At 68.5% G+C, this 22,843-nt stretch carries 19 protein-coding genes and 1 pseudogene; 9 read left to right on the top strand and 11 right to left on the bottom strand.

Going from position 1 to position 22,843, the window contains the following annotated elements:
* The 3 genes and pseudogenes from KAK06_RS23525 to KAK06_RS23515 all read right to left on the bottom strand — a co-directional run.
* A pseudogene (locus KAK06_RS23525) lies at nt 1-236 on the bottom strand (hypothetical protein); the annotation flags it as partial.
* A 69-nt stretch (nt 237-305) separates the two neighbouring features.
* Complete coding sequence (tgt, locus tag KAK06_RS23520) at nt 306-1,451, bottom strand: tRNA guanosine(34) transglycosylase Tgt (protein WP_210804610.1); 1,146 nt, start codon at nt 1,449-1,451, stop codon at nt 306-308.
* A gap of 32 nt (nt 1,452-1,483) precedes the next feature.
* Nucleotides 1,484-2,674, bottom strand: a complete 1,191-nt coding sequence (locus KAK06_RS23515) for an ABC transporter permease (RefSeq protein ID WP_210804609.1) — start codon at nt 2,672-2,674, stop codon at nt 1,484-1,486.
* Nucleotides 2,675-2,741: 67 nt separating this feature from the next.
* On the opposite strand from KAK06_RS23515, the gene KAK06_RS23510 reads away from it, so the two are divergent.
* Nucleotides 2,742-4,019, top strand: coding sequence for a sensor domain-containing diguanylate cyclase (locus KAK06_RS23510; RefSeq protein WP_310741147.1), 1,278 nt, complete (start codon nt 2,742-2,744; stop codon nt 4,017-4,019).
* A 138-nt stretch (nt 4,020-4,157) separates the two neighbouring features.
* Nucleotides 4,158-5,081, top strand: coding sequence for a GspE/PulE/PilB domain-containing protein (locus KAK06_RS23505; protein WP_210804607.1), 924 nt, complete (start codon nt 4,158-4,160; stop codon nt 5,079-5,081).
* Nucleotides 5,082-5,093: 12 nt separating this feature from the next.
* Here the strand turns inward: KAK06_RS23505 and KAK06_RS23500 are convergent, their stop codons facing one another.
* Entirely contained in the window at nt 5,094-5,573 is a 480-nt protein-coding gene (locus KAK06_RS23500) for a GNAT family N-acetyltransferase (RefSeq protein ID WP_210804606.1), read from the bottom strand.
* Nucleotides 5,566-6,729, bottom strand: coding sequence for a CaiB/BaiF CoA transferase family protein (locus KAK06_RS23495; protein ID WP_210804605.1), 1,164 nt, complete (start codon nt 6,727-6,729; stop codon nt 5,566-5,568). The genes KAK06_RS23500 and KAK06_RS23495 overlap by 8 nt, the downstream gene beginning before the upstream one ends.
* Before the next feature lie 130 nt (nt 6,730-6,859).
* Here KAK06_RS23495 and KAK06_RS23490 point away from each other — a divergent pair, with 130 nt between their 5' ends.
* Nucleotides 6,860-7,489, top strand: a complete 630-nt coding sequence (locus tag KAK06_RS23490; RefSeq protein WP_210804604.1) for a hypothetical protein — start codon at nt 6,860-6,862, stop codon at nt 7,487-7,489.
* 126 nt (nt 7,490-7,615) lie between these two features.
* Nucleotides 7,616-8,875: a S8 family peptidase gene (locus KAK06_RS23485; protein ID WP_210804603.1), complete on the top strand. Its 1,260-nt coding sequence runs from the start codon at nt 7,616-7,618 to the stop codon at nt 8,873-8,875.
* Between the two features lie 135 nt (nt 8,876-9,010).
* Here the strand turns inward: KAK06_RS23485 and KAK06_RS23480 are convergent, their stop codons facing one another.
* The 5 genes from KAK06_RS23480 to rpmH all read right to left on the bottom strand — a co-directional run bounded on the left by KAK06_RS23480 (nt 9,011) and on the right by rpmH (nt 13,814).
* Nucleotides 9,011-10,981, bottom strand: coding sequence for a DUF945 family protein (locus KAK06_RS23480; protein ID WP_210804602.1), 1,971 nt, complete (start codon nt 10,979-10,981; stop codon nt 9,011-9,013).
* A gap of 181 nt (nt 10,982-11,162) precedes the next feature.
* Nucleotides 11,163-12,818 (bottom strand): membrane protein insertase YidC, encoded by a 1,656-nt coding sequence (yidC, locus tag KAK06_RS23475; protein ID WP_210804601.1) that lies wholly within the window; start codon nt 12,816-12,818, stop codon nt 11,163-11,165.
* Nucleotides 12,815-13,132 (bottom strand): membrane protein insertion efficiency factor YidD, encoded by a 318-nt coding sequence (gene yidD, locus KAK06_RS23470; protein WP_375140910.1) that lies wholly within the window; start codon nt 13,130-13,132, stop codon nt 12,815-12,817. Before yidD ends, yidC begins: the two co-directional genes overlap by 4 nt.
* Entirely contained in the window at nt 13,132-13,650 is a 519-nt protein-coding gene (locus KAK06_RS23465) for a ribonuclease P protein component (protein WP_210804600.1), read from the bottom strand. Before KAK06_RS23465 ends, yidD begins: the two co-directional genes overlap by 1 nt.
* A gap of 26 nt (nt 13,651-13,676) precedes the next feature.
* Entirely contained in the window at nt 13,677-13,814 is a 138-nt protein-coding gene (gene rpmH / locus KAK06_RS23460) for a 50S ribosomal protein L34 (RefSeq protein WP_210804599.1), read from the bottom strand.
* Between the two features lie 370 nt (nt 13,815-14,184).
* Here rpmH and dnaA point away from each other — a divergent pair, with 370 nt between their 5' ends.
* From dnaA to KAK06_RS23435, 5 genes are all read left to right on the top strand, one after another.
* On the top strand, nt 14,185-15,684 hold the full coding sequence (gene dnaA / locus KAK06_RS23455; RefSeq protein ID WP_210804598.1) for a chromosomal replication initiator protein DnaA: 1,500 nt from the start codon (nt 14,185-14,187) through the stop codon (nt 15,682-15,684).
* 95 nt (nt 15,685-15,779) lie between these two features.
* Nucleotides 15,780-16,907 carry a DNA polymerase III subunit beta gene (dnaN, locus tag KAK06_RS23450; RefSeq protein WP_210804597.1) on the top strand — a complete coding sequence of 376 codons (1,128 nt, stop codon included), beginning with the start codon at nt 15,780-15,782 and terminating at the stop codon, nt 16,905-16,907.
* Nucleotides 16,908-17,037: 130 nt separating this feature from the next.
* Nucleotides 17,038-19,569: a DNA topoisomerase (ATP-hydrolyzing) subunit B gene (gene gyrB / locus KAK06_RS23445; RefSeq protein WP_210804596.1), complete on the top strand. Its 2,532-nt coding sequence runs from the start codon at nt 17,038-17,040 to the stop codon at nt 19,567-19,569.
* Between the two features lie 65 nt (nt 19,570-19,634).
* Nucleotides 19,635-20,471 (top strand): DNA damage-inducible protein D, encoded by an 837-nt coding sequence (gene dinD / locus KAK06_RS23440; protein ID WP_210804595.1) that lies wholly within the window; start codon nt 19,635-19,637, stop codon nt 20,469-20,471.
* A 111-nt stretch (nt 20,472-20,582) separates the two neighbouring features.
* On the top strand, nt 20,583-21,731 hold the full coding sequence (locus KAK06_RS23435; RefSeq protein WP_247653085.1) for a protein NO VEIN domain-containing protein: 1,149 nt from the start codon (nt 20,583-20,585) through the stop codon (nt 21,729-21,731).
* A gap of 67 nt (nt 21,732-21,798) precedes the next feature.
* Here the strand turns inward: KAK06_RS23435 and KAK06_RS23430 are convergent, their stop codons facing one another.
* Nucleotides 21,799-22,797, bottom strand: coding sequence for a hypothetical protein (locus KAK06_RS23430; RefSeq protein WP_210804594.1), 999 nt, complete (start codon nt 22,795-22,797; stop codon nt 21,799-21,801).
* Nucleotides 22,798-22,843: the final 46 nt, after the last annotated feature.

Here is a 22,843-nt window from a genome sequence, read left to right as displayed (position 1 = left end):
TCGGCGGGCGGCGGCGGGGCGGTGTCGGTCGCAGGGGCAGCGGCTGGCGCGCGGCGGCGGCGCGGCGCCTTGACCGGCGCCACCGCGGGCTCGGCAGCCCCATCGGCAGTCGGCGCAGCGTCGGCGGCGGGCGCGTCGGCCACGACGGCCTTCTTGGGAGGCACGGCGGCGCGGCGGCGCGGCGTCTTGGCCGGCGTCTCGGGCACGGCGGTGTCAGTGGGTTCGGTGGTCGCCATCGGGCGTGACAAGAAAAAAGGGGTGGCGCGGCCCAGGCCGGCGCCACCGGTGTGAGAAACAAACGGGGGTCAGACGCCGCGCGCGCGGTCGGCAGCGAACTGGCGGCGGAAGTCGGCGAAGGTGCCGGCGTCCAGCGCCTCGCGCACCTCGCGCATCAGGTTCAGGTAGTAGTGCAGGTTGTGGATCGTGGCCAGCATCGGCCCGAGCATCTCGCCGCAGCGGTCCAGGTGGTGCAGGTAGGCGCGGCTGAAGCCGCCCTGGCTGCCGTCGCCGGTGCAGGCATAGCAGCCGCAGGTCTCGTCGATCGGCCGGTGGTCGGTCTTGTGGCGGGCGTTGCGGATTTTCAGGTCGCCAAAGCGGGTGAACAGGTGGCCGTTGCGCGCATTGCGGGTGGGCATCACGCAGTCGAACATGTCAACCCCGCAGGCCACGCCCTCCACCAGGTCCTCGGGCGTGCCCACGCCCATCAGGTAGCGCGGCTTGTGCGCCGGCAGCCGGTGCGGCGTGTGGGCCATGATGCGCAGCATGTCCTCCTTGGGCTCGCCGACGCTGACACCGCCGATCGCGTAGCCGGGCAGGTCCATCTCGACCAGCGCCTGCAGCGACTCCTCGCGCAGGTGCTCGAACATGCCGCCCTGGACGATGCCGAACAGCGCATTCGGGTTGGCCAGCCGCTCGAACTCATGGATGCAGCGCTTCGCCCAGCGCCGGCTCAGCTCCATCGAGAAGCGCGCCTCGGGCTCGGTGGTGAGGTGGCCCTTGGTCTCATAGGGCGTGCACTCGTCGAACTGCATGACGATGTCGGAGTTCAGCACCGTCTGGATCTGCATGCTGACCTCGGGCGTCAGGAACAGCCGGTCGCCATTGACCGGCGAGGCGAACTTGACGCCCTCCTCGCTGATCTTGCGCATCTCGCCCAGGCTCCACACCTGGAAGCCGCCTGAATCGGTCAGGATGGGCTTGTCCCAGCGCTCGAAGCCGTGCAGCCCGCCGAAGCTGGCCATGATGTCCAGGCCCGGGCGCATCCACAGGTGGAAGGTGTTGCCCAGGATGATCTGCGCGCCCATGTCGTGCAGCGAGCGCGGCAGCACGCCCTTGACGGTCCCGTAGGTGCCCACGGGCATGAAGATCGGCGTCTCGACGACGCCGTGGTTGAGCGTGAGCCGGCCACGGCGCGCGTGGCCGTCGGTCTTCAGCAGGTCAAAACGGAGCATCGGGCGATTGTCGCCCAGCGGGGCGGCCGGGCTCAGGCCGCGCGCAGGCAGTCGACGATGCGCAGCCGCGCGGCGCGCCAGGCGGGGATGAAGCCGCCCGCCACGCCCATGGCCAGCGCGAACAGCAGCGTGGCGATGATGATGCCCGGCGTCATGCGGAACTCGAAAGCCAGCTCGGCAAAGGTCTGGAAATTGGTGGTGCTGATGCGCACCGCCTGCATGCCGCTGGCCGCCAGCAGGCCCAGCACGCCGCCCACCAGCGACAGCAGCAGGCTCTCCAGCAGAAAGGCGATCAGCACCGCACGGCGCCGAAAGCCCAGCGCGCGCAGCGTGCCGATCTCGCCGGTGCGCTGCGCCACCGCGGCGAACATGGTGATCATCGCGCCGACCACCGCGCCGATGCTGAAGATCACCGACAGCGCCGTGCCCAGCACGTTGATGAACTTGGCCAGCGCCTCGCTTTGCTCCTCGTAAAAGCGGGTCTCGACCTTGGCATCCACCGTCAGCCGCGGGTCGGCGGCGATCGCCGCCTGCACCGCGGCGGCGCCGGCCGGGCCGTCGGCCAGGCGCATCACCACGGTGGAGAAGGCGTTGCGCCGAAAGCTCTGCATCATCAGCTCGACATCGCCCCAGATCTCGGAGTCAAAGCCGGTGCGGCTGGCGTCGAAGATGCCCACGATGCGCCATTCGCGGCCGCCAAAGCGCAGCGTCTGACCCAGGTCGGCGCCCAGGAAGCCCTCGGCCACCGCGCGGCCCACCACCACCTCGGCGGTGCCGGGACGGAACATGCGGCCCTGCACCAGCTGCACCTGGGGCCGCAGCGCCAGACCGGCGACCGAGGTGCCGCGCATCGACACATTGCTGGGCTTGCCGTTGCTGCGCTTGGCCAGGCTGTTGAGCACCACCGTCTCCTTGCTCAGGATGGGGCGGCCGCCGTCGCCGCGGGCCACACCGGGCAGGGTTTCGAGCAGCGCGGCCTGGACGCGGTCGATGCCACTGTTGATCTCGGCGCCCGAGCCCTTGCGCAGCACCAGCAGGTTGTCGGGCTGGCCGGTGGCCACCAGCGTGGCGCGGATGCCTTCGCTCATCATCTGCACCGTGGCGAAGGTGTAGATCACCAGCGCCATGCCGGCGGCGGTGAGCGCGGTGGTGACGCGCCGCACCCACAGGTTGCGGGCGATGTAGCCCAGCGGGATGGCGCGCGGTCGTTTCACCAGGGTCATGGCCGGATTCTGCGCGATCTGGCACCATGCTTGTCCTGCTGTTCGCCATCTGCCCTGTTACACCGCTGTGCCCGACCTGCCCGAGCCCCCCCTGGCGCCGCTGTTCGAGCACCTGGCCGACGCGGTCTACCTGATCGACCCCGATGACTCCCGCATCGTCTGGGGCAACCGCGCCGCTTGGGCCATGCTGGGGCTGACGCCGCAGGAGGTGATCGACCACAGCGTGCTGAGCCTGCAGATGGACGTCACCGGCCTGCCGCAGTGGCAGGACATTGCCCAGGCGATCCGCGCCAGCGAGTGCTTCACCTTCGTCGGCCGTCACCGCCATGCGGCCGGCCACGAGGTGCCGGTCGAGGTGAACACCACCCGGGTCACCGTCAACAGCAAGGGCTACTTCCTGTCGGTGGCGCGCGATGTCGGGCGCCGCCTGGCACTGGAGCGCGAGCTGCGCCAGCGCGAGCACCAGCTGTGGTTTGCCCTGAACGAGGCCTCCGACGGCCTGTGGGACTGGGACATCGCTGCCGGCACACTGTTTTTCAGCCCGCAGCTCAAGCGCATGCTGGGCTATGGCCCCGACGAGATGCAACCGGCACTGTCCACCTGGTCTGACAACATCCACCCGGACGACGCGCCGCGCGTGATGCAGGATCTGCAAGCCCACCTGAGCGGCCAGCGCGCCCGCTTCGAGGCCGAGTACCGGCTGCGCAACCGCAATGGCGTCTACCTGTGGGTGCACGACATCGGCCGCGTCTGCGACCGCGACGAGCAAGGCCGACCCACCCGCGCCGTGGGCATGGTGCAGGACGTCACCGAGCGCAAGGAGCTGCAGCTGCAGCTCGAGCAGATCGCGGTGCATGACTTCCTCACCGGCCTGGCCAACCGCCGCGAAGGCATGGCCTACCTGGAGGCCCAGGTGGCGCTGTGCCGCCGGCTGGAGCTGCCGCTAGCGCTGTGCTTCATTGACGTCGACCACTTCAAGTCGATCAATGACAGCCACGGCCACGCGGTCGGCGACGCCGTGCTGCGCCGCGTGGCCCACACCCTGCGCGACCTGGTGCGGCGCGAGGACCTGGTGTGCCGCTGGGGCGGCGAGGAATTCCTGCTGATCGCGCCGGGCATCGACGCCCTGCACGCCCTGCAATTGGCCGAAAAGGTCTGCGCCGCGGTGCAGTCCATGCCGGCTGACGAGCTGCCGGCGGTGACGGTCAGCATCGGCGTGGCGGCCCTGCCGGCACATGGCCCCGAGCCCGAGGCGCTGATCGCCCAGGCCGACCACGCGCTCTATCAGGCCAAGCGCAGCGGGCGCAACCGCGTGCTGCTGGGCACCGGCGAGGTGCATCACTGAGCGCCCAGGCGCTCGCCGACCCCTCGCATTGGGGAGACCGCGACGAACGGCGTGAACTAGTTCCGGCCGCTGTGGGCCAAACATGTTGCAGATGGTTACCATTGACGCAACTTGTAGTTCCCGCACCGCGCCCTGCCCATGCCTGCCCCGTCCACCGCTGCCGCCCCCGATGCCGCCGCGGCCGAGGCCTTGGCGGGCTGGCCCATTGAGCGCAGCCTGGCCATCGGTGCGCCGGTCGTGGACCTGCTCGACGAGCCCGGCCTGCCGGCCGAGATCGAGGGCCGCCAGGGCCGCCGCGTGGCCACGCGGCTGCTGAGCCTGCAGCACGACGAGCAGGCGGCACTGATCCGCATCCCGCCCAAGTGGCAGTGGATGTCGATGCCGCTGTCGCGCGTGACCTGCATCCGCATGGACAGCCGCGCCGCGCCACAGCGCATCGAGCCCTGCAGCTTCACGCTCAGCATGCGCCATGGCGTGTCGCTGCACGGCGAGGCGCTGGCGCTGGCCGAACACCCGCTGGGGCTGTTCGTGGTGCAGGCCCAGGACCAGGGCGAGGGCTGGCAACGCCTGTTCTACCCGCGCGGCGGCTGGTCCTCGCTGATCCTGGGCCACGGCACACCGCCCACCACCCGCCCCTGCGACAACCCCGACGCGCTGCGGGTGAGCCTGCAGGCAGCGCAGGCCACCGGGCCGCGCCTGGGCAACGCGCTGGCCGGCTTGCAGCAGCGCCGCCAGCAGCGACAGTGGCTGCACAGCCGTGCCCACGACGCCTGGGCCGACGTGCCGCGGGTGGACGTGCTGAACTACCCGGTGGCGGTGGAAGCGCTGCGCCACCTGGGCTATGAGCGCGCCCGGCGGCTGGACGCGCTGCCACTGGGCGCGCTGGACGACGCCCAGGTGGTGGTGGTCGACGACCCCGGCCGGCGCGACACGCTGCGCGAGCTGGGTTTCCTGTTCGGCAGCCGCGTCACCGCGGTGCTGCCCGCCCGCCACAGCACAGCCTACCTGGTGCAGGAAGTCTACGAGCGCCACGGCCTGGCGCCCACGCGCTGGTTCGATTGACGCCCGGCGGGCCTACAGCGTGCGCTGCATCGTCAGGCTGGTCGGACGATCAAAGCCCGGGTGCGCGGTGCGCGCCACGGTGACGAACCCCAGGGCCTCGAAGCTGCGGTGATTCTCGGTGAGCTCGACGCGGGTCTGCAGCACCAGGATCGACCGCCCCGCCGCCCGCGCCAGCGCCGCGGCGGCCTCCACGATGCCGCGCGCCACCCCTTGCCGCCGCCAGGCATCGGCCACCGCCAGCTTGCCCAGGTAGGCACTGTCCGGCCGCAGGTCCACAAAGCCGCAGCCCACCAGCGTGTGTCCCTGGTGCGCGACGATCAACGTCTCTCGTCCGGCCTTGGCCTGCAGCGCGGCGGCGTCCAGCGCCTTCAGTGACGAGGGCGGATCGATCCGGCCGTCCATGTAGGCGAAGGCGTCCTGCAGCAGCGTCAGCAGCGCGTTCCACTCGGTGAAGCCGGCCGGGGCGCACTGGTAGCGGATCGGTTCAGTCATCGTGACCCTCCGACCAGCGTGCCGGGTGCTCGCCCAGCCCCGGCGCCAGCCGGTGGATGCCGCCCGGCGTGTCGCTCAAGCGCGGCACCACGCCGGGCACGTCCAGTGCCAGGCCATCCGTGGTGACGATGCGCTGGATCATGCCGCGCGCGCGGTAGTGCGGATCCTCGGCCATGTCCTGCACGGTGTAGATGCGCCCCACCGGCACGCTGGCGGCCTGCAGCACGGTCACCACCTCGGCCACCGGGCGCTGCACGGTCCAGGCGGTGATCGCGGCATCGATGCGGTCGACCTGCGCGGCGCGGCCGGCGTTGTGCGCCAGCGCCGGGTCGCTGCCCAGGTCGTCGCGGCCGATCGCGCTCATCAGGCGCTTGTAGATGCTGTCGCCATTGCCGCCAATCACCACCTGGCCGTCGGCGCAGCGGTAGGCGTTGCTGGGGGCAATGCCGGGCAGGGCGCTGCCGGCCGGCTGGCGCACGGCGCCAAAGGCGCTGTACTCGGGCAGCAGGCTCTCCATGCAGTTGAAGACGGCCTCGTACAGCGCCACGTCGACCACCTGGCCGCGACCGGTGCGTGCACGCGCCTGCAACGCCAGCAGCACGCCGATCACACCGTGCAGCGCCGCCAGCGTGTCGCCCAGGCTGACCCCGGCGCGCACCGGCACGCGGCCGGGCTCGCCCATCAGGTGGCGCAGGCCGCCCATGGCCTCGGCCACCACCGCAAAACCCGGCAGGTCGCGGTAGGGGCCGTCCTGGCCGTAGCCGCTGATGCGCAGCATGATCAGGCCGGGGTTGCTGGCGGCCAGGGTGTCGTAGCCCAGGCCCCACTTTTCCAGTGTGCCGGGCTTGAAGTTCTCGATCAGCACGTCGGCCTCGTCGATCAGGCGGCGCACCTCGGAGCGGCCCTCGTCGCTGCGCAAGTCCAGCACCACGCTGCGCTTGTTGCGGCTCTGCACCTGCCACCAGACGCTGGTGCCGTTGTGCAGCAGGCGCCACTGGCGCAGCGGGTCGCCGGTGCCGGGCGGCTCGATCTTGATGACGTCGGCGCCAAAGTCGCCCAGCGTCTTGCCGGCAAACGGCCCGGCGATCAGCTGGCCCAGCTCCAGGACCTTGAGGCCGGCCAGCGGGCCGGCGGCAGCGGATGTGGCGGCAGACATGGCGCGATTGTGGCGCCAGCCGCGGCAACGTTTTTTGGCCGCGCATCCGGACATGCCGTCGTGGGATGGGACGCCCCCTTGCGGCTGCGCACACTGCGACCCGCACCCACTGCCCCAACACGGAGTCCCGATGACGAATCTGTCCCACCGCCTGCGTCCCTGGCTGCACCTGCTTGCCCTGGCCGCCGCCAGCACCTGCGCCACGGCCCAGACCTGCCCCAACCAGGTGGGCTTCGCCTTCAGCGTGTCCACCAATGTGTCGCCGTACCACATGGTGCTGATGGGCGAGCGCTACCAGGGCACGGGGCAATACGCCGCACAACTGGTGCTGAACCCCGAGATCATGGCGCACCTGGCCACCAGCCTGGCGGCCGGCTGCACCCAGCGCGTCAACTTTGCCGGCGCCGGCATGGGCTCGTGGACCTGGAATCTGGGGCGCACCAGCATGAGCAGCATCACCCGGCTGCAGGCCACCAGCCTGGCGCTGGCCCGCACCTGGAAGCTGGGCGAGTGGGGCGCGCGGCATGTCGTGCTCCAGGGTGTCCAGGACCAGTACCTCTCCAACAGCTTCCAGTACCCGTTCGACGAGGAACTGCCGCTCAGAGTGGTCAAAAAGCTGCAGGAGGGCGACCAGTTGGACGTCGTGGGCGAGGCCCGCGTCCGCGCGATCTCGGTGGGCGGCGGCCTCTATGACCAGGCCAACGTCAGCGCCTACTGGCCTGCCAGCTACTTCCCCTTCCTGGTCATCGGGCTGCCCTGAGCGGGACAGCACACTAGGGGGCGACAGCGCCGGTCCACCGATCCATCATCGGGATGCGTTCTGTCGACATCCTGGGAGGGATTCATGAAGGCCATGGCAGCGTCAATCGGCCGCTTATGTGCTGGGGTGGCTCTCGCCTGCCTGCTCAGTCTGGCCGGGCCGGCGCGGTCCAGCAGCGTGCCGGATGAGCTGCTGGTGCAGTTCGCACCGCACAGCACCGAGTCCGCGCGGGAGGCCGCCCTGTCGGGCTTGCAGGCGCGGGTGCTGCAGACCCTGCGCCCCGGCCTGCTGCGCGTGGCGCTGCCGCCGGGTTTGTCCACCGATGCCGCGGCCCGGCAACTGGGCCGCCAGCCCGGCGTGGCCTTCGCCGAGGCCCATGTGGTCTACCGTCCGCTGGCGGTGCTCAATGACCCCTACTACCTGAACGGCTCGCTGTGGGGCATGGAAGGCGACCAGGACCCCGACCACTTCAACCCCTTTGGCAGCCAGGCCGCGCGCGCCTGGGCCCAGGGCCACACCAGCTGCGGCGACGTGGCGGTGGCGGTGCTCGACACCGGTGCCCAGCACCCGCACCCGGACCTGCGGGCCAACCACTGGCGCAACCCCGGCGAGATCCCTGGCAATGGCATCGATGACGATGGCAACGGCCTGATCGATGACGTCGACGGCTGGGACTTCGCGCACAACGACAACACGGTCTACGACGATCCGGTGGAGGACCTGCACGGTACCCATGTGTCGGGCACGATCGGCGCGCGCGGCGGCAATGGCCGCGGCGTGGTGGGCGTGTGCTGGAGGCTGCAGCTGCTGACGGTGAAGTTCATGGACGCGGGCGGCGGCACCAGCGCCAACGCGGTGCGGGCGATCGACTACCTGATCGACCTGAAGACCCGCCACGGCCTGCGTCTGGTGGCGATCAATGCCTCCTGGGGCAGTGCGGCCGAGTCCAAGGCGCTCAAGCAGGCCATCCAGCGCGCTGGCGAGGCCGGCATCCTGCTGGTGGCCGCCGCCGGTGGCAGCGGCAACGACAACGACACCCAGCCGATGTACCCGGCCAGCTACCCGCTGCCGACGGTGGTGGCGGTCACCTCGATCGACGCCGGTGGCGCGCTGGGGCCACGCGCCAACCATGGGGCGCAGTCGGTGGACCTGGGCGCGCCCGGCGAGGGCATCTGGTCCACCGTGCCCCGCGGCGGTTACGCCCAGCTCAGCGGCACCTCGATGGCCGCAGCGCACGTCAGCGGCGGGCTGGCGCTGCTCGCGCAACGCGCACGCGGCGCCGATGCGCTCGCCCTCAAGCAGCAGTTGCTCGACGCCACCACGCCCACGCCCGCCTTGACCGGCCTGACGCTCACCGGCGGCCGGCTGGACCTGCGCGGTTTCTAGGGCCTGGCGCGGGACGGGCCGCCGGGGTCGACCGTATGGTCGGCTCCGACGGCCCGCGGGGTCAGCCCGCGAGGGCTGCAACGGCGGTCCCGCCTGAGGCCTATCGGCCAAGTGCGGCGGGATATTGAGCCGGTGTCAGGGGCGACCGCTGTCGGCCACCACCAGGCGTGCCTGGCGGGCGTACAGCGCCTGCAACACCGGCCGGGTCTCCTTGTCGGCGCGGTCCTGGTACCAGGCCAGGGTCTTGTCGCGGTTGCCCGACCACTGAAAACCGATCCACAGCGCGGCCTGCGCCTCCGCCGAGCGGCCACTCAGCGCCAGCGCCTCGGCCAGCGGGGTCCAGGTGGCGCTGCGGCGCGGGTCCAGCACCAGTGCGGCCTGCAGCACCTCGGCCGCCTCGGCGGCGCGGTCGGCCTTGACCAGGGCGTAGCCCAGGTTGCCGGCCACTTCCACGTCGCGCGGGTTCTCGCGCAGGGCCTGGCGCAGCGCGTTCACGGCGGCAGCGTGGTCCTCGCGCTTGAGTGCGTCGAGCCCGGTGGTGTTGAGCTGGCGGGCCACCGCCTTGTTGCCGACGTCGGGCTTGGGCAGGGCCTCGATGCGCGTGGCGGCGGCGCGCAAGGCGTCCACGTCCTGGGCCTGGCCGGCGCCCAGGCTGTCGCGCAGGCAGGCGGACAGATCGGCGCAGGGGCCGGCTGCGGCCGGCGCGGGCTCAGCAGGGGGGGCCGCCGTGGCCACGGCGGCGGGCGCCTCGGGTGGCTCGTCCTCGGTCTCCTCGATCATCGGCGCTGGCTTGGGCGCCTGCGCCACGCGGGTGTCGCCCCAGGCCGTCAGCTGGGCGGCGAGGCGGGTGTCGGCCTCGGCCAGCGCCTGCTGGAAGCCACCGGCATCGAGCGTGCGGCCATTGACCTTGAGCAGACCGTCGGCGTAGTCGTAGCTGGCGCGCAGGCCGCTGGCCTGCTCCACCGCCATGCCCATGGCCAGCAGCGTCTGGCGCTGGTCGGGCGTCAGCAGTCCGGCGCCCACATCCAGGCGGCCGCTGGAGCGCAGCTGCTCGGCCAGGCGGATCTGCGCGCCGCGCGCGGGCTGCAGCTCCACACGCCACTCGCCATCGATCGCGCCCTCGCCGGAGCGGCCGCTGAGCTGGCCGATGCCGGCCGAGAATCCACGTGTGAGCAGGCGCTGCACGGCGTCGCGCACCGACTTGCCTTCATCGGCGGTCATGGCCTGCAAGCCGCAGCTGGCCGAGAAGGTGGTGGTCAGCGTCTCGACGCTGCGCGTGTCCAGGCCCTTGACGTGGAGCTCCAGCGCCAGGCCCTCGAGCGTCTGACCGGCGGCCACCAGCTTGGTCACGGCGGGGCGAATGCTCATGTCCAGCCGGTCGCCATCCTCGCGCGCTTCGGAGCGCAGCGTGAAGCCCTCGAGCTGACCCACCCCGGTGCTCAAGGTGCCCGCCGCCAACTGTGCGCTGCCGGTACCCAGGAAGCGGTTGCTGAGGTCCAGGTCCAGCGCCACGTCCTTCATCTCCACCGCCTGGCCGTCGCCCCGCGCCATCACCCGCGGCCATTTCCAGCCAAAACCCACCGCCTTGCCGTGCACGCTGATGAAGCCTTGCGAGGCCGCCACCTGCAGCGCCGAGCCGGCGCGGCGCACCGACAGCTCGGGCAGCGACATCTCCGAACGCAGCGCGCCGCCAGGGCTCACGCTGCCGCGGCCACTGAGCTGAGCCACGTTGCCGAACAGCTCGGCAAAGGCACGGCCGGTGTCGCCGGTGGGCTGGGCCTGCCAGTCAAAGCGCAGCAGCGCCGTGGGCAGCGGCAGGTGGCTGGCCTGGTAGTTCAGGTGCAGCGTGACCGGCTCGTCCTGGCCTTCGGCGGCGTCGCAGCCGGGCTCCAGGCGCACATCCAGCTCGCCGCTGGACGACAGCAGCCCGCGCTGGTGCTTCAGCCCGCTGACGCGCAGCGAGGTGCCCGCCCCGGCGGGCCGCGCCTGCAGGGCCTGCAGCTCGCTTTCCAGTTGCTGTCCGGCCCAGGCGCCCGCGCCCACCCATGCTGCCGCGGCCAGCGCACACGCCCCGGCTGCGGCCACGACCATCGTCTTGCCTTGCATTGCTCGCTCCTAGATACCCACTTGGGCATCCAGGGCATCGTCTGGCTCGCCCGGCCGATGAGTGCCCGCAGGCTGCGAAGCGTGACTTTCTTGGCAGTCGCCAGCCGCGCCCCGCTCAAGGACAACGCCCCCGCGGCCGGTGGCGCGCGGGGGCGTTGGAGGGCTCAGCGCAGAGCTGCGGTCAGTTCACGCCCAAGCGCTTGTTGATGAACCACTGCTGCGCGATCGACAGGATGTTGTTGGTCAGCCAGTACAGCACCAGGCCGGCCGGGAAGAAGAAGAACATCACGCCGAAGATCAGCGGCATCATCCACATCATCTTCTGCTGCATCTCGTCGCCGGCCTTGGGGCCCAGCCAGACCTGCAGCAGGCTGGTGGCCGTCATCACCGCGGGCAGGATGTAGTACGGGTCGATCGCGGCCAGGTCGTGGATCCACCAGATCCACGGCGCACCACGCATCTCCACCGTGGCCATCAGCACCCAGTACAGCGCCATGAAGAAAGGCATCTGGATGAAGATCGGCAGGCAGCCGCCGAAGGGGTTGACCTTCTCCTCGCGGTAGATGCGCATCATCTCCTGCTGCATCTCCTGCGGCTTGTCCTTCAGGCGCTCGCGCAGCTCCTGGATGCGCGGGTTGACCGCCTTCATCTTGGCCATCGACTTGTAGGCGCTGGCGTTGAGCCAGTAGAAGGCGATCTTCAGCAGCACCACCAGGCCGACGATCGCCCAGCCCCAGTTGCCGATCAGCTTGTGCAGCTGGTCCAGCACCCAGAACAGCGGCTTGGCCAGGATGTGCAGCACGCCGTAGTCCTTGACCAGCTCCAGGCCCGGGGCCAGCGCGGCCAGCTTGTTCTCTTCCTGCGGGCCCACGTACAGCTGGGCCTGGTGGGTGGCGGTGGCGCCCGGCGCCACGCTGCCCAGCGGCTGCACCATGGCCACCGAGTAGAGGTTGTCCTTGTCCTTCTTGGTGACGAACTCGCGCGCACCAGCGGTGTTTACCAGCCAGGCGCTGGTGAAGTAGTGCTGGATCATCGCCACCCAGCCGTCCTGGGCCTTGGTGATGTGGCCCGGCGCCTCGCCGGCCTTGCGCTTGTCGATGTCCGAGAACTCGACCTTCTGGAATTTCTTCTCGTCGGAGTAGATGGCCGGGCCGGTGAAGGTGGAGTAGAAGCTCGAGCCCCCCGGCGGCGGCGTGCCGTCACGCTGCAGCTGCAGGTAGATCTGGGCATCGATGGCGGCCGCGCCGGTGTTGCGCAGCTCGTTCTTGACGTCGATCGCGTACTGGCCGCGGCGCAGCGTGAAGGTCTTGGTCCACTGCACGCCGCCGGCATCCGGCGAGGCGAAGACCACGCTCAGCTCACCCGCGCCGTCCTTCAGCGTGCGCTCGCCCGGCTGGGCGCTCAGCAGCGTGAAGTGGCTGGGCAGGCCGTTGCCGATGAAGCCGGTCTGTGCCAGGTAGGTGCGGCTGGCGCTGCGGTCCATCAGCACCACGGGCTGCGACTTGTCCTGGTCGTCCGGGAAGGCCAGCAGCTCGGCGCGCACCACATCGCCGCCACGCGAGGCCAGTGTCAGACGCAGCACGTCGGTCTGCAGCACCACCAGCTCGCCGGGGTCGTTGGCGGGCGCGGCCACGGTGGCGGTGGCGCCCCCCGCGGTCGGCTGGCCCGCCGACGCGGGCACACCGCCCGGCGCCGCCGAGGCGGCCGAGGCCGGGGTGGCGGCGATCGGCGCGCCGAACAGCGTGGGCTCGCCGTTGTGCTTGTTCCAGGCGTCCCAGAGCAGGACCAGGGACATCGCAAACACCACCCACAGGAAATTGCGGCGGATATCGTTCATGGCATGGGTGGTGAGGAAGTCGTCGGGGGAGTGCCGGTGCGCGTGGCGCTGGCACAGCAATGGGCAAACAGGCGCGGCCGCTCGGCCGGCACCGGATCATGGCCACCTTCGCACCAGGGTGCGCAGCGCAGGATGCGCCGCGCCGCCAGGTAGCTGCCGGCCGCAGCGCCGTGGCGCTCCAGGGCGTCGATCGCGTAGCGCGAGCAGGTGGGCTCGAAGCGACAGCCGCCGCCGATCCACGGGCTCAGCAGCAGCCGGTAGGCCTGGACCAGGCCCAGCAGCAGCCGGCGCGGCCACATCGACAGCGGGGGCATCAGGCGGGCCTCCGGCGAGGGCTGCGGTCCCGGCGCGGCTGCGCCGCCAGCGGCGCATGCGCGGCCTGGTGGAACAGCTGCTCGATCTCGGCGTGGGCGGCGGCGCGCAGCGCGTCGGAGCCCGGGCTGGGAAAGGCCGCCTTGTCAAAGGGCGAGCGCAGCCGCACCACCCACAGCCCGCCGGGCAGGGTGGTGGCGTAGCGGCCCATGGCCGCGCGCAGCTGGCGCTTGATCAGGTTGCGCGTCACAGCCCGTCGGGCGTGCCGCTTGGGCACCACCAGGCCAAGCCAGCAGCGGCGGTCATCCACAGGCGCGCACCCAGCTGGGGCATCCCCTGTGGATAACTCGGGGGACAAACCCGGGACAAGCGGTGCATCAGTGTCCGACGTGCGAGCGCCCCGTGCGCGCGAGGGCCCACCGGGCACATGGTGCACGGCGAAGTGAGCGCTTCGCGAACGGGGCGAGGTGCCGAGCACCCGCTCGAAATCGGCCGGACGCACGATGCGACCGACGTCCATCGCTGCCGGATCGGCGGCGGCGCCGATCAGACCTGGGTCAGCTTCTTGCGGCCCTTGGCGCGGCGGGCGTTGACCACCGCGCGGCCGCCACGGGTCTTCATGCGAACGAGAAAGCCGTGCGTGCGGGCGCGGCGGACCTTGGAAGGCTGATAGGTGCGCTTCATGATGAAACCTGCTGGTAGGAAAGGAGTCGGGGCCCTGAGCGGCCACAGCAGCTGCAGCAGCTGCAGTGGCCCCTCACCGAACCGCCGGATGAGGGCTCCGGCGTTGCAGACCTGCTCGCTGCCTGGTCACGCACCACCCCCGCAGCCAGTGCCGCGAAAGTAAGCCGTGCTTGTTGCCAGCGCTTACAACTGCCACCCCGAGTTCGGGAAACCCTCAATTAGAGCAAAAAGAGCGTTGTCGGTCAAACACTTGCACCACAGCATGCGCCTGCCCACGGGGATTGACCCCCGCCAAAAAACTGTGGATAACCGGACCTGCATCGGCCCTGACCATGCGTAGAATCCGCCCGCTCGAAAAGAACTTGTCCACATGAGCCCAGACCTCTGGCTGCGCGTTTGCGAGCGCCTCGCGATCGAACTGCCCGAACAGCAATTCAACACCTGGATCCGTCCGTTGCCGCCCGCTGAACTGGGTGATGACGGCGGCGTCGCCGTGGCCACGCTGCGCGTGCCCAACCGCTTCAAGCTGGATTGGATCCGCAGCCAGTACAGCGCCCGCATCGAGTCGGTGCTGGCCGAACTGGCCGAGCAACCCGTGCGCCTGTCGCTGACCCTGGCCCCGCGTGACACCACGCTGTCGGCGCCGCGGCCGCTGGAGTCGCGTCCGCAATCCGCCAGCCGCGTCATGGCCCAGGCCATGATGGGCGCCCAGGCCAGCACCCACCTGCGTCCGCCACCCCAGCACAACGCCTGGATGCCCGATGCCGATGCGGTGCTGGTCAACGCCCCCGGCGCCCAGCCGCTGCCGGTGGCCGCGCCGGTGCTGCCGGCCATGGCGCCGGCCGCCAACCGCAACCGCCTGAACCCGGCGCTCACCTTTGATTCGCTGGTGGCCGGCCGCGCCAACCAGATGGCCCGCACCGCCGCGCTGCACGTGGCCGGCGCGCCGGGGGTCATGTACAACCCGCTGTTCATCTACGGCGGCGTGGGCCTGGGCAAGACCCACCTGGTGCATGCAGTGGGCAATGCGCTGCTGAAAGACAAGCCGAACGCCCGCGTGCTGTACCTGCACGCCGAGCAGTTCATCTCCGACGTCGTCAAGAACTACCAGCGCAAGACCTTTGACGAGCTCAAGGCCAAGTACCACAGCCTCGATCTGCTGCTGATCGACGACGTGCAGTTCTTTGCCGGCAAGGAGCGCACCCAGGAAGAGTTCTTCAACGCCTTTGAAGCCCTGCTGGCCAAGAAGGCCCACATCATCATGACCAGCGACACCTACCCCAAGGGGCTGGTGGACATCGACCAGCGGCTGACCAGCCGCTTCGACTCGGGCCTGACGGTGGCCATCGAGCCGCCCGAGCTGGAAATGCGCGTGGCCATCCTGATGGCCAAGTCGCGCGCAGAGGGCGCCCCCATGCCCGAGGACGTGGCCTTCTTCGTGGCCAAGAACGTGCGCGCCAATGTGCGCGAGCTGGAAGGCGCGCTGCGCAAGGTGCTGGCCTACGCCAAGTTCAGCCACAAGGAGATCACCATCGCCTTGGCGCGCGAGGCGCTGAAGGACCTGCTGTCGATCCAGAACCGCCAGATCTCGGTGGAGAACATCCAGAAGACGGTGGCCGACTTCTACAAGATCAAGATCGCCGACATGTACAGCAAGAAGCGCCCGGCCAGCATCGCCCGGCCGCGCCAGATTGCCATGTACCTGGCCAAGGAGCTGACGCAGAAGAGCCTGCCCGAGATCGGCGAGCTCTTCGGCGGCCGCGACCACACCACCGTGCTGCACGCGGTGCGCAAGGTGGGCGGCGAGCGCCAGAAGGACACCGAGCTGAACCAGCAGCTGCACGTGCTGGAGCAGACGCTTAAGGGTTGATCCGGGGCAGAGCCCCGGGCCCGCAAAACCACCCGAAAACCGGCGAAAATCGCCGGCTGAGCGTCATCGGCTCGCCCGACCAGAAAGAGGAAGACATGATTGTTCTGAAGGCCGCACAACAGCAGCTGCTCGCCGCCCTGCAATCGGTGGCTGGCATCGTGGAGCGGCGGCACACCCTGCCCATCCTGGCCAATGTGCTGGTGCGCAAGTCGGGCGAGACGATCGAGTTCACCACCTCCGACCTGGAGATCCAGGTGCGCACCAGCGCCACGCTGGGCGGCGACGCCGGCACCTTCAGCACCACCGTGGGCGCGCGCAAGCTGATCGACATCCTGCGCACCCTGCCGGCCGAGCAGCCCGTCTCGCTCACCGCCAATGGCAACAAGCTGACGCTGCAGGGCGGCAAGAGCCGCTTCACGCTGCAGACCCTGCCGTCCGACGACTTCCCGCTGGTGAATGAGGCGGTGGACTTCGGCCCCGCCTTCAGCGTGCCGCAGAAGACGCTCAAGCACCTGATCGACCAGGTGCACTTCGCGATGGCGGTGCACGACATCCGCTACTACCTCAACGGCATCCTGTTCGTCGCCGAAGGCCGCACCCTCACGCTGGTGGCCACCGACGGCAGCCGCCTGGCGCTGGCCCAGGCGCAGCTGGAGGCCGACATCCCCAAGCAGGAGGTCATCCTGCCGCGCAAGACCGTGCTGGAGCTGATGCGCCTGCTGAAGGACGGCAAGACCGCCGAAGGCGAGGAAGACGCGCAGATCGAAATGCGCTTTGCCGGCAACCAGGCCAAGTTCAGCTTCAGCGGCATGGAGTTCGTGACCAAGCTGGTCGAGGGCAAGTACCCCGACTACAACCGCGTCATCCCCAAGAACCACAAGAACATCATCACCCTGGGCCGTGCCCCGCTGCTGGCCAGCCTGCAGCGCGCCGCCATCCTGACCAGCGAGAAGTTCAAGGGCGTGCGCGTCAACATCGACCCCGGCACGCTGCGCATCGCCTCCAGCAACGCCGAGCAGGAAGAAGCCAAGGAAGAGCTGGAAATCGACTACGACGGCCCCGCCATCGAGATCGGCTTCAACGTCACCTACCTGATGGATGCCCTGGGCAACATGGGCCAGGAGATGGTGCGGCTGGAGATGCACGATGGCAGTTCCGCCGCACTGATCACCATCCCCGATGACAACGGCTTCAAGTACGTCGTCATGCCCATGAGGATCTGACGCCTGCGGCGCCAGATCCTCGTTGTCCGTTTCGCACCCCCCAGCCCCCCGCCAAGCAGGGGGGCTCCAGACAGAAGATTGCCCGGGCCGCCAGTCCTGAAGGACCGACGGCCCTCTTCACTTCAAAGCCATGAGCGATATCAACTCCACCCCCGACGAGCAGCCCGCGCCCCAACCCACCCCGGGTTCCGGCAGCTACGGCGCCGAGTCCATCCAGATCCTGGAAGGCCTGGAGGCGGTGCGCAAGCGCCCGGGCATGTACATCGGCGACACCAGTGACGGCACCGGCCTGCACCACCTGGTCTTCGAGGTGGTGGACAACTCCATCGACGAGGCCCTGGCCGGCCACTGCGACGACATCGTCGTGACCATCCACACCGACAACTCGATCAGCGTGGTGGACAACGGCCGCGGCATCCCCACCGGCGTGAAGATGGACGACAAGCACGAGCCCAAGCGCAGTGCCGCCGAGATCGCGCTGACCGAGCTGCACGCCGGCGGCAAGTTCAACCAGAACAGCTACAAGGTGTCTGGCGGCCTGCACGGCGTGGGCGTGAGCTGCGTGAACGGCCTGTCGAAGTGGCTGCGCCTGACGGTGCGCCGCGACGGCCAGGTGCACCAGATCGACTTCAAGCAGGGCGTGCTGCAGGACCGCGTGATCGAAGTGGTGGACGGCGTGGAGACCAGCCCCATGCGCATCGTCGGCGAGACCGAGAAGCGCGGCACCGAGGTGCACTTCCTGCCCGACACCGAGATCTTCAAAGAGAACAACGAGTACCACTACGACATCCTGGCCAAGCGCCTGCGCGAGCTGAGCTTCCTGAACAACGGCGTGAAGATCCGCCTGGTGGATGAGCGCAACGGCGGCAAGGAAGACAACTTCGCCTATGCCGGCGGCGTGAAGGGTTTCGTCGAGTTCGTCAACAAGGGCAAGAAGATCCTGCACCCCAACATCTTCCACGCCCAGGGCGACAAGCTCAGCGACCAGGGCACCAACGTGGGTGTGGAAGTGGCGATGCAGTGGAACGACTCCTTCAGCGAGAGCGTGCTGTGCTTCACCAACAACATCCCGCAGCGTGACGGCGGCACCCACCTGACCGGCCTGCGCGCCGCGATGACCCGCGTCATCAACAAGTACATCGACGACAACGAGATCGCCAAGAAGGCCAAGGTCGAGATCACCGGCGACGATATGCGCGAAGGCCTGGCCTGCGTGGTCAGCGTCAAGGTGCCCGAGCCCAAGTTCAGCAGCCAGACCAAGGACAAGCTGGTCAGCTCGGAAGTGCGCGCGCCGGTGGAAGACATCGTCAGCCGCCTGCTGACCGACTGGCTGCTGGAGAACCCCACCGACGCCAAGACCATCTGCGGCAAGATCGTCGACGCCGCCCGCGCGCGGGACGCCGCCCGCAAGGCGCGCGAGATGACCCGCCGCAAGGGCGTGCTCGACGGCATGGGCCTGCCCGGCAAGCTGGCCGACTGCCAGGAGAAGGACCCCGCGCTGTGCGAGATCTACATCGTGGAGGGCGACTCGGCCGGCGGCAGCGCCAAGCAGGGCCGCGACCGGAAGTTCCAGGCCATCCTGCCGCTGCGCGGCAAGATCCTGAACGTGGAGAAGGCGCGCTACGAGAAGCTGCTCAGCAGCAATGAAATCCTGACCCTGATCACCGCGCTGGGCACCGGCATCGGCAAGGGCATGGGCGGCGACGACTTCAACCCCGACAAGCTGCGCTACCACCGCATCATCATCATGACCGACGCGGACGTGGACGGCGCCCACATCCGCACCCTGCTGCTGACCTTCTTCTACCGCCAGATGCCCGAGCTGGTGGAGCGCGGCCACATCTACATCGCCCAGCCGCCGCTGTACAAGGTCAAGCACGGCAAGCAGGAGCAGTACCTGAAGGACGCCGCCGCACTGGACGACTACCTGCTGAAGGTGGCCATCGACAGCGCCGCCATCGACCCCGGCAACGGCAGCCCCGTTCTGACGGGCGAGGCCCTGGCCGAGAAGGCCCAGGCCTACGTCCGGGCCACCAACGTGATCGACCGCCTGAGCGCCTGGATGGACGTGGAAGCCCTGCGCGCCCTCAGCGACGGCCTGACGCTGGACCTGGACAGCACCACCGCCGCCGAACAAAGCGCCATCGCCCTGAAGGCCGCGCTGCACGACGCCGAGGTGGAAGCCGTGTTCGACGAGCGCACCGACAAGCACCTGCTGCGCATCAGCCGCCGCCACCACGGCAACATCAAGAGCAGCATCATCAGCCCCGACTTCGTCCACGGCGCCGACTACGACGCCCTGGCCACCGCCGGCCGCACGTTCAAGGGCCTGCTGGGCCCCAACGCCACCGTCAAGCGCGGCGAAGGCGAGAAGGCCAAGGAAAGCAAGTGCGGCGCCGACTTCCGCGCCGCCATGGCCTGGCTGATGGGCCAGGCCGAAAGCAGCGTGGGCCGCCAGCGCTACAAGGGCCTGGGCGAAATGAACCCCGGCCAGCTCTGGGAAACCACCATGGACCCCACCGTGCGCCGCCTGCTGCGCGTGCAGATCGAGGACGCGATCGAGGCGGACAAGGTGTTCACGATGCTGATGGGGGATGAGGTGGAGCCGCGGAGGGACTTCATTGAGACGAATGCGTTGAGGGCGGCGAATATCGACGCCTGACGCACCACACCCCGGCGAGCAGTTCGTGTCGGGCCTCGTGTTTCAACACAGGGAGGAGGCCACCCATGAAGAAGGACGTGATCGTTCGCTTGCACGCGAGCTTCGAGGAGCTCGTCCAGCATGACGAAGAGGGCAACGAGTACTGGTTGGCCCGAGACCTACAGGGTCTGCTCGGCTACGCCAGGTGGGAGAACTTTGCCAGGGTGATCGAGCGCGCCACGCAGTCCTGCGTGGCGGCCGGCTATGACGCCGCTGACCATTTTCTTGACGTCAGGAAAATGGTCGACCTGGGCAGCAATGCCACGCGCGCGATCGACGACATCGCGCTGACGCGCTATGCCTGTTACCTGATCGCTCAGAACGGTGATCCCGCCAAGGAAGCCATTGCCTTCGCCCAGACCTACTTCGCGGTTCAAACTCGCAAGCAGGAGCTGATAGAGCAGCGCCTGGCCGAGGTGGAGCGCCTGAGCGCACGCAAGAAGCTGACTCTGTCCGAGAAAGAACTCAGCGGCATCATCTATGAACGCGTGGGTGACCAGTACAGCTTTGCGCGCATCCGCAGCAAAGGCGATGTCGCGCTCTTCGGTGGGCACACCACCCAGGACATGAAGACACGGCTGGGCGTCCCCGACAACCGCCCGCTGGCCGACTTCCTGCCCACCATCACCATCAAGGCGAAGGACTTCGCCAATGAGATCACCAACTTCAACATCAAGCGAGACGGCTTGAGCACGGAAGTAGGCATCACTGGCGAGCACGTCAAGAACAACCACGATGTGCGCGAGCTGCTGCGCCAACGCGGCATCGTGCCCGAGGCGCTCCCCGCCGCAGAAGACATCAAGAAGATCGAACGACGCGTCCAGTCAGAGGCCAAGAAGCTGCCCAAGCCCAGGAAGGCCTGAGACGCGAACAGTTCAGCTCTTGGCACATCAGCCTTTCGTCAGAGGCATCATAGAGTCTGGGTCGCAATATCCCTTCTGCCGAGCAAAGACACCAAGTAGCGTAGAGATTCCATGCGTCTGAGCCATCTCAACCGGGCCGCTGTGATGCAGGCGCTCGACGAGTTCGAGCGCATTGGGCGAGACGCGTTTCTTCTCAAGTACGGCTTTGGCCCGGCGCGCGACTACTTCGTTCGTCACCCCGTCACCGGCAGCCTGTGCGACTCCAAGGCTGTTGTGGGCGCGGCGTTCGCGTTCCTCGCGCCGCAGGCAGAGGCACTACCTGCATCGGCGTTCTCTGGTGGTGTCGCCACGGTGGTCAAGACACTGCGCCAGTTGGACTTCGAGGTCGTGTCCGCCGGGCCGATGTCGCCGGACACGCCACGCCGGGAGTGGTCGCGCCGCGAAGTTGAACTGCTGGTCGCGGACTACCTGCAGATGTTGACGATGGAACTCACTGGGCAGGCCTACAACAAATCCGCCCGGCGCAAGGCCCTGCTGCCACTGCTGGAGGGCCGCACGGAAGCGTCCATCGAGTTCAAGCGGCGCAATGTGAGCGCCGTGATGAACGAACTGGGATTGCCCAGGATTCGTGGCTACCTGCCCGCAGACAACGTTCAGTCCGAGATGCTGCTTGATGTGATTGCAGAACAGCTGCAATTGCAGCCAGACCTTGAGCTGGCAGCTGAAGCCGCCGTGGACCGTCCCGCTACGGTGGCCGAGAAGACTGACTTCGGCCATGCGCAATGCGAACCACCTCGACGTCAGCTTCGCACCGGTGAATCTGCGCCTGCATATCGGCGTCGCCCTTTTCGGCGGGACTATCTGGAGCGCGAGGCGAGGAACAGGACGCTGGGTCGTGCTGGCGAAGAGTTCATCGTCGACTATGAACGCTGGCGTCTCCTGCGGCTGGGACTGGGCCAACTGGCTGACAAGGTGGACCATGTCGCGAAGACGTATGGCGACGGACTGGGCTACGACGTCCTATCGTTCGAGGCCGATGGCCAGCATCGCTACATCGAGGTCAAGACCACGGCCTTCAGCGAAGAGACACCGTTCTTTGTCACCTCCAACGAACTACGCTTCGCGCGGGAAGCGCTGACCCAGTTCAAGCTGTGTCGGGTGTTCGACTTCAGGGCGGCGCCGCGCTTCTTCGAGCTGGCTGGCCCCATCGAGCAGCATTTCTATCTGGATCCTGCAACGTACAAGGCGAGCTTGCAATAGCTGTGGAAGCGCAAAGAAGTCATCACATGGCCCGCATCCGCTCGCCGCGATCCGCATTCAGATGCATTCAACCTGAGCCAACGGAAGTGCTGCCGCCAGGGTTCTTCATCGCGTTGTGCAGGCGGCGCCACAAGCCTTGGAAGCGCGCTTGCTCGCACTGAACGAGGGCCTCGTCACGCAGGAACCGAAGCAGTCGGCTACTGGCGCCGCCATAGGCTGACCACTCCCGGCGCATCAACTCAATGATGTCCTCGTCGGTCGACTTTGCGCGTGTAGGAAGGCTGCGTCGGGCATGCTTGGACATCGACGCATGCACCGCCAGCTTCGCCTCATGCATCGGCAAGCGATGCGCGTTGAGTTCTTCGAGGAAATGCAGCAGCGCGCGTTGGGCGAAGTCATTTCTCGTCCCAGTAAAGCGCGTGGTCTCCAGGCGATCGTCATATGGCAAGACCTGCTTGGCCAACCTGGCCGGCGCGGTGGCGGCCCATGACGGCGAGGTGAAGATGCGCAAGCGGGTCAGGACATCGTCGGGCAGTGAGGCCAGCTCGTCGGCGAGCATGGACAGATAGGTCCCAGGCATGGCCACATAGACGATGGCCAGTCGATTCACCGTGGCAAGCGTGGCCAAGGAGTTGGGCTGGCCAAGGGCACTCGTCAGGGCTGCCCACCAATCTGCGGTGGACGCGCTCACCGCATCCAATTGCGGATGGATGGTCGCGCCGGAGGTAGCTACGGTGAGGTCGTAGGCGGGGACGTACTGATCCTCGCCAACCAATCCAAGTCCCGCCGAGGCCACATAGAGCATAGCCCCCAACAGTTGCGACGCACGCTGAGCGTCCCGGAATGTGCGTCCGGCGTACAACTGGCTGGCACGGTGAACCGACTGCGCCTTGGCCAATTCCGCCGCCCAGGTCTTGGCGATGCTAGAGACGGGTGCACCCTTGCGTAGCAAAGGCAGGGTGACGGCGCAGTCGCGTTGCAACTTGTGTTGACGCCGACCGAATTTTGACCACCCGTGCCGATTGAACTTTGACCAGGGGCGGGAGGCTGTCGCGAGGACAGCCATCTGTGGATAAGTCTAGTCGCTGGCTGGGTTGACGCCCTCCTGGTCA

Origin of the sequence: Ideonella aquatica, assembly GCF_018069755.1 — a bacterium.
Taxonomy (GTDB): domain Bacteria; phylum Pseudomonadota; class Gammaproteobacteria; order Burkholderiales; family Burkholderiaceae_C; genus Ideonella; species Ideonella aquatica.
The sequence above is the reverse complement of the archived record's forward strand: the minus strand, read 5'-3'. Positions and strand labels throughout refer to the sequence as shown.

Excerpts from the sequence above, each read along its gene's own strand:
- tgt (WP_210804610.1), bottom strand. The coding sequence starts at position 1,451 with ATGCTCCGTTTTGACCTGCTGAAGACCGACGGCCACGCGCGCCGTGGC.
- KAK06_RS23515 (WP_210804609.1), bottom strand. The coding sequence starts at position 2,674 with ATGACCCTGGTGAAACGACCGCGCGCCATCCCGCTGGGCTACATCGCC.
- KAK06_RS23505 (WP_210804607.1), top strand. The coding sequence starts at position 4,158 with ATGCCTGCCCCGTCCACCGCTGCCGCCCCCGATGCCGCCGCGGCCGAG.
- KAK06_RS23500 (WP_210804606.1), bottom strand. The coding sequence starts at position 5,573 with ATGACTGAACCGATCCGCTACCAGTGCGCCCCGGCCGGCTTCACCGAG.
- KAK06_RS23495 (WP_210804605.1), bottom strand. The coding sequence starts at position 6,729 with ATGTCTGCCGCCACATCCGCTGCCGCCGGCCCGCTGGCCGGCCTCAAG.
- KAK06_RS23490 (WP_210804604.1), top strand. The coding sequence starts at position 6,860 with ATGACGAATCTGTCCCACCGCCTGCGTCCCTGGCTGCACCTGCTTGCC.
- KAK06_RS23480 (WP_210804602.1), bottom strand. The coding sequence starts at position 10,981 with ATGCAAGGCAAGACGATGGTCGTGGCCGCAGCCGGGGCGTGTGCGCTG.
- yidC (WP_210804601.1), bottom strand. The coding sequence starts at position 12,818 with ATGAACGATATCCGCCGCAATTTCCTGTGGGTGGTGTTTGCGATGTCC.
- yidD (WP_375140910.1), bottom strand. The coding sequence starts at position 13,132 with ATGCCCCCGCTGTCGATGTGGCCGCGCCGGCTGCTGCTGGGCCTGGTC.
- KAK06_RS23465 (WP_210804600.1), bottom strand. The coding sequence starts at position 13,650 with ATGGACGTCGGTCGCATCGTGCGTCCGGCCGATTTCGAGCGGGTGCTC.
- rpmH (WP_210804599.1), bottom strand. The coding sequence starts at position 13,814 with ATGAAGCGCACCTATCAGCCTTCCAAGGTCCGCCGCGCCCGCACGCAC.
- dnaA (WP_210804598.1), top strand. The coding sequence starts at position 14,185 with ATGAGCCCAGACCTCTGGCTGCGCGTTTGCGAGCGCCTCGCGATCGAA.
- dnaN (WP_210804597.1), top strand. The coding sequence starts at position 15,780 with ATGATTGTTCTGAAGGCCGCACAACAGCAGCTGCTCGCCGCCCTGCAA.
- gyrB (WP_210804596.1), top strand. The coding sequence starts at position 17,038 with ATGAGCGATATCAACTCCACCCCCGACGAGCAGCCCGCGCCCCAACCC.
- dinD (WP_210804595.1), top strand. The coding sequence starts at position 19,635 with ATGAAGAAGGACGTGATCGTTCGCTTGCACGCGAGCTTCGAGGAGCTC.
- KAK06_RS23435 (WP_247653085.1), top strand. The coding sequence starts at position 20,583 with ATGCGTCTGAGCCATCTCAACCGGGCCGCTGTGATGCAGGCGCTCGAC.
- KAK06_RS23430 (WP_210804594.1), bottom strand. The coding sequence starts at position 22,797 with ATGGCTGTCCTCGCGACAGCCTCCCGCCCCTGGTCAAAGTTCAATCGG.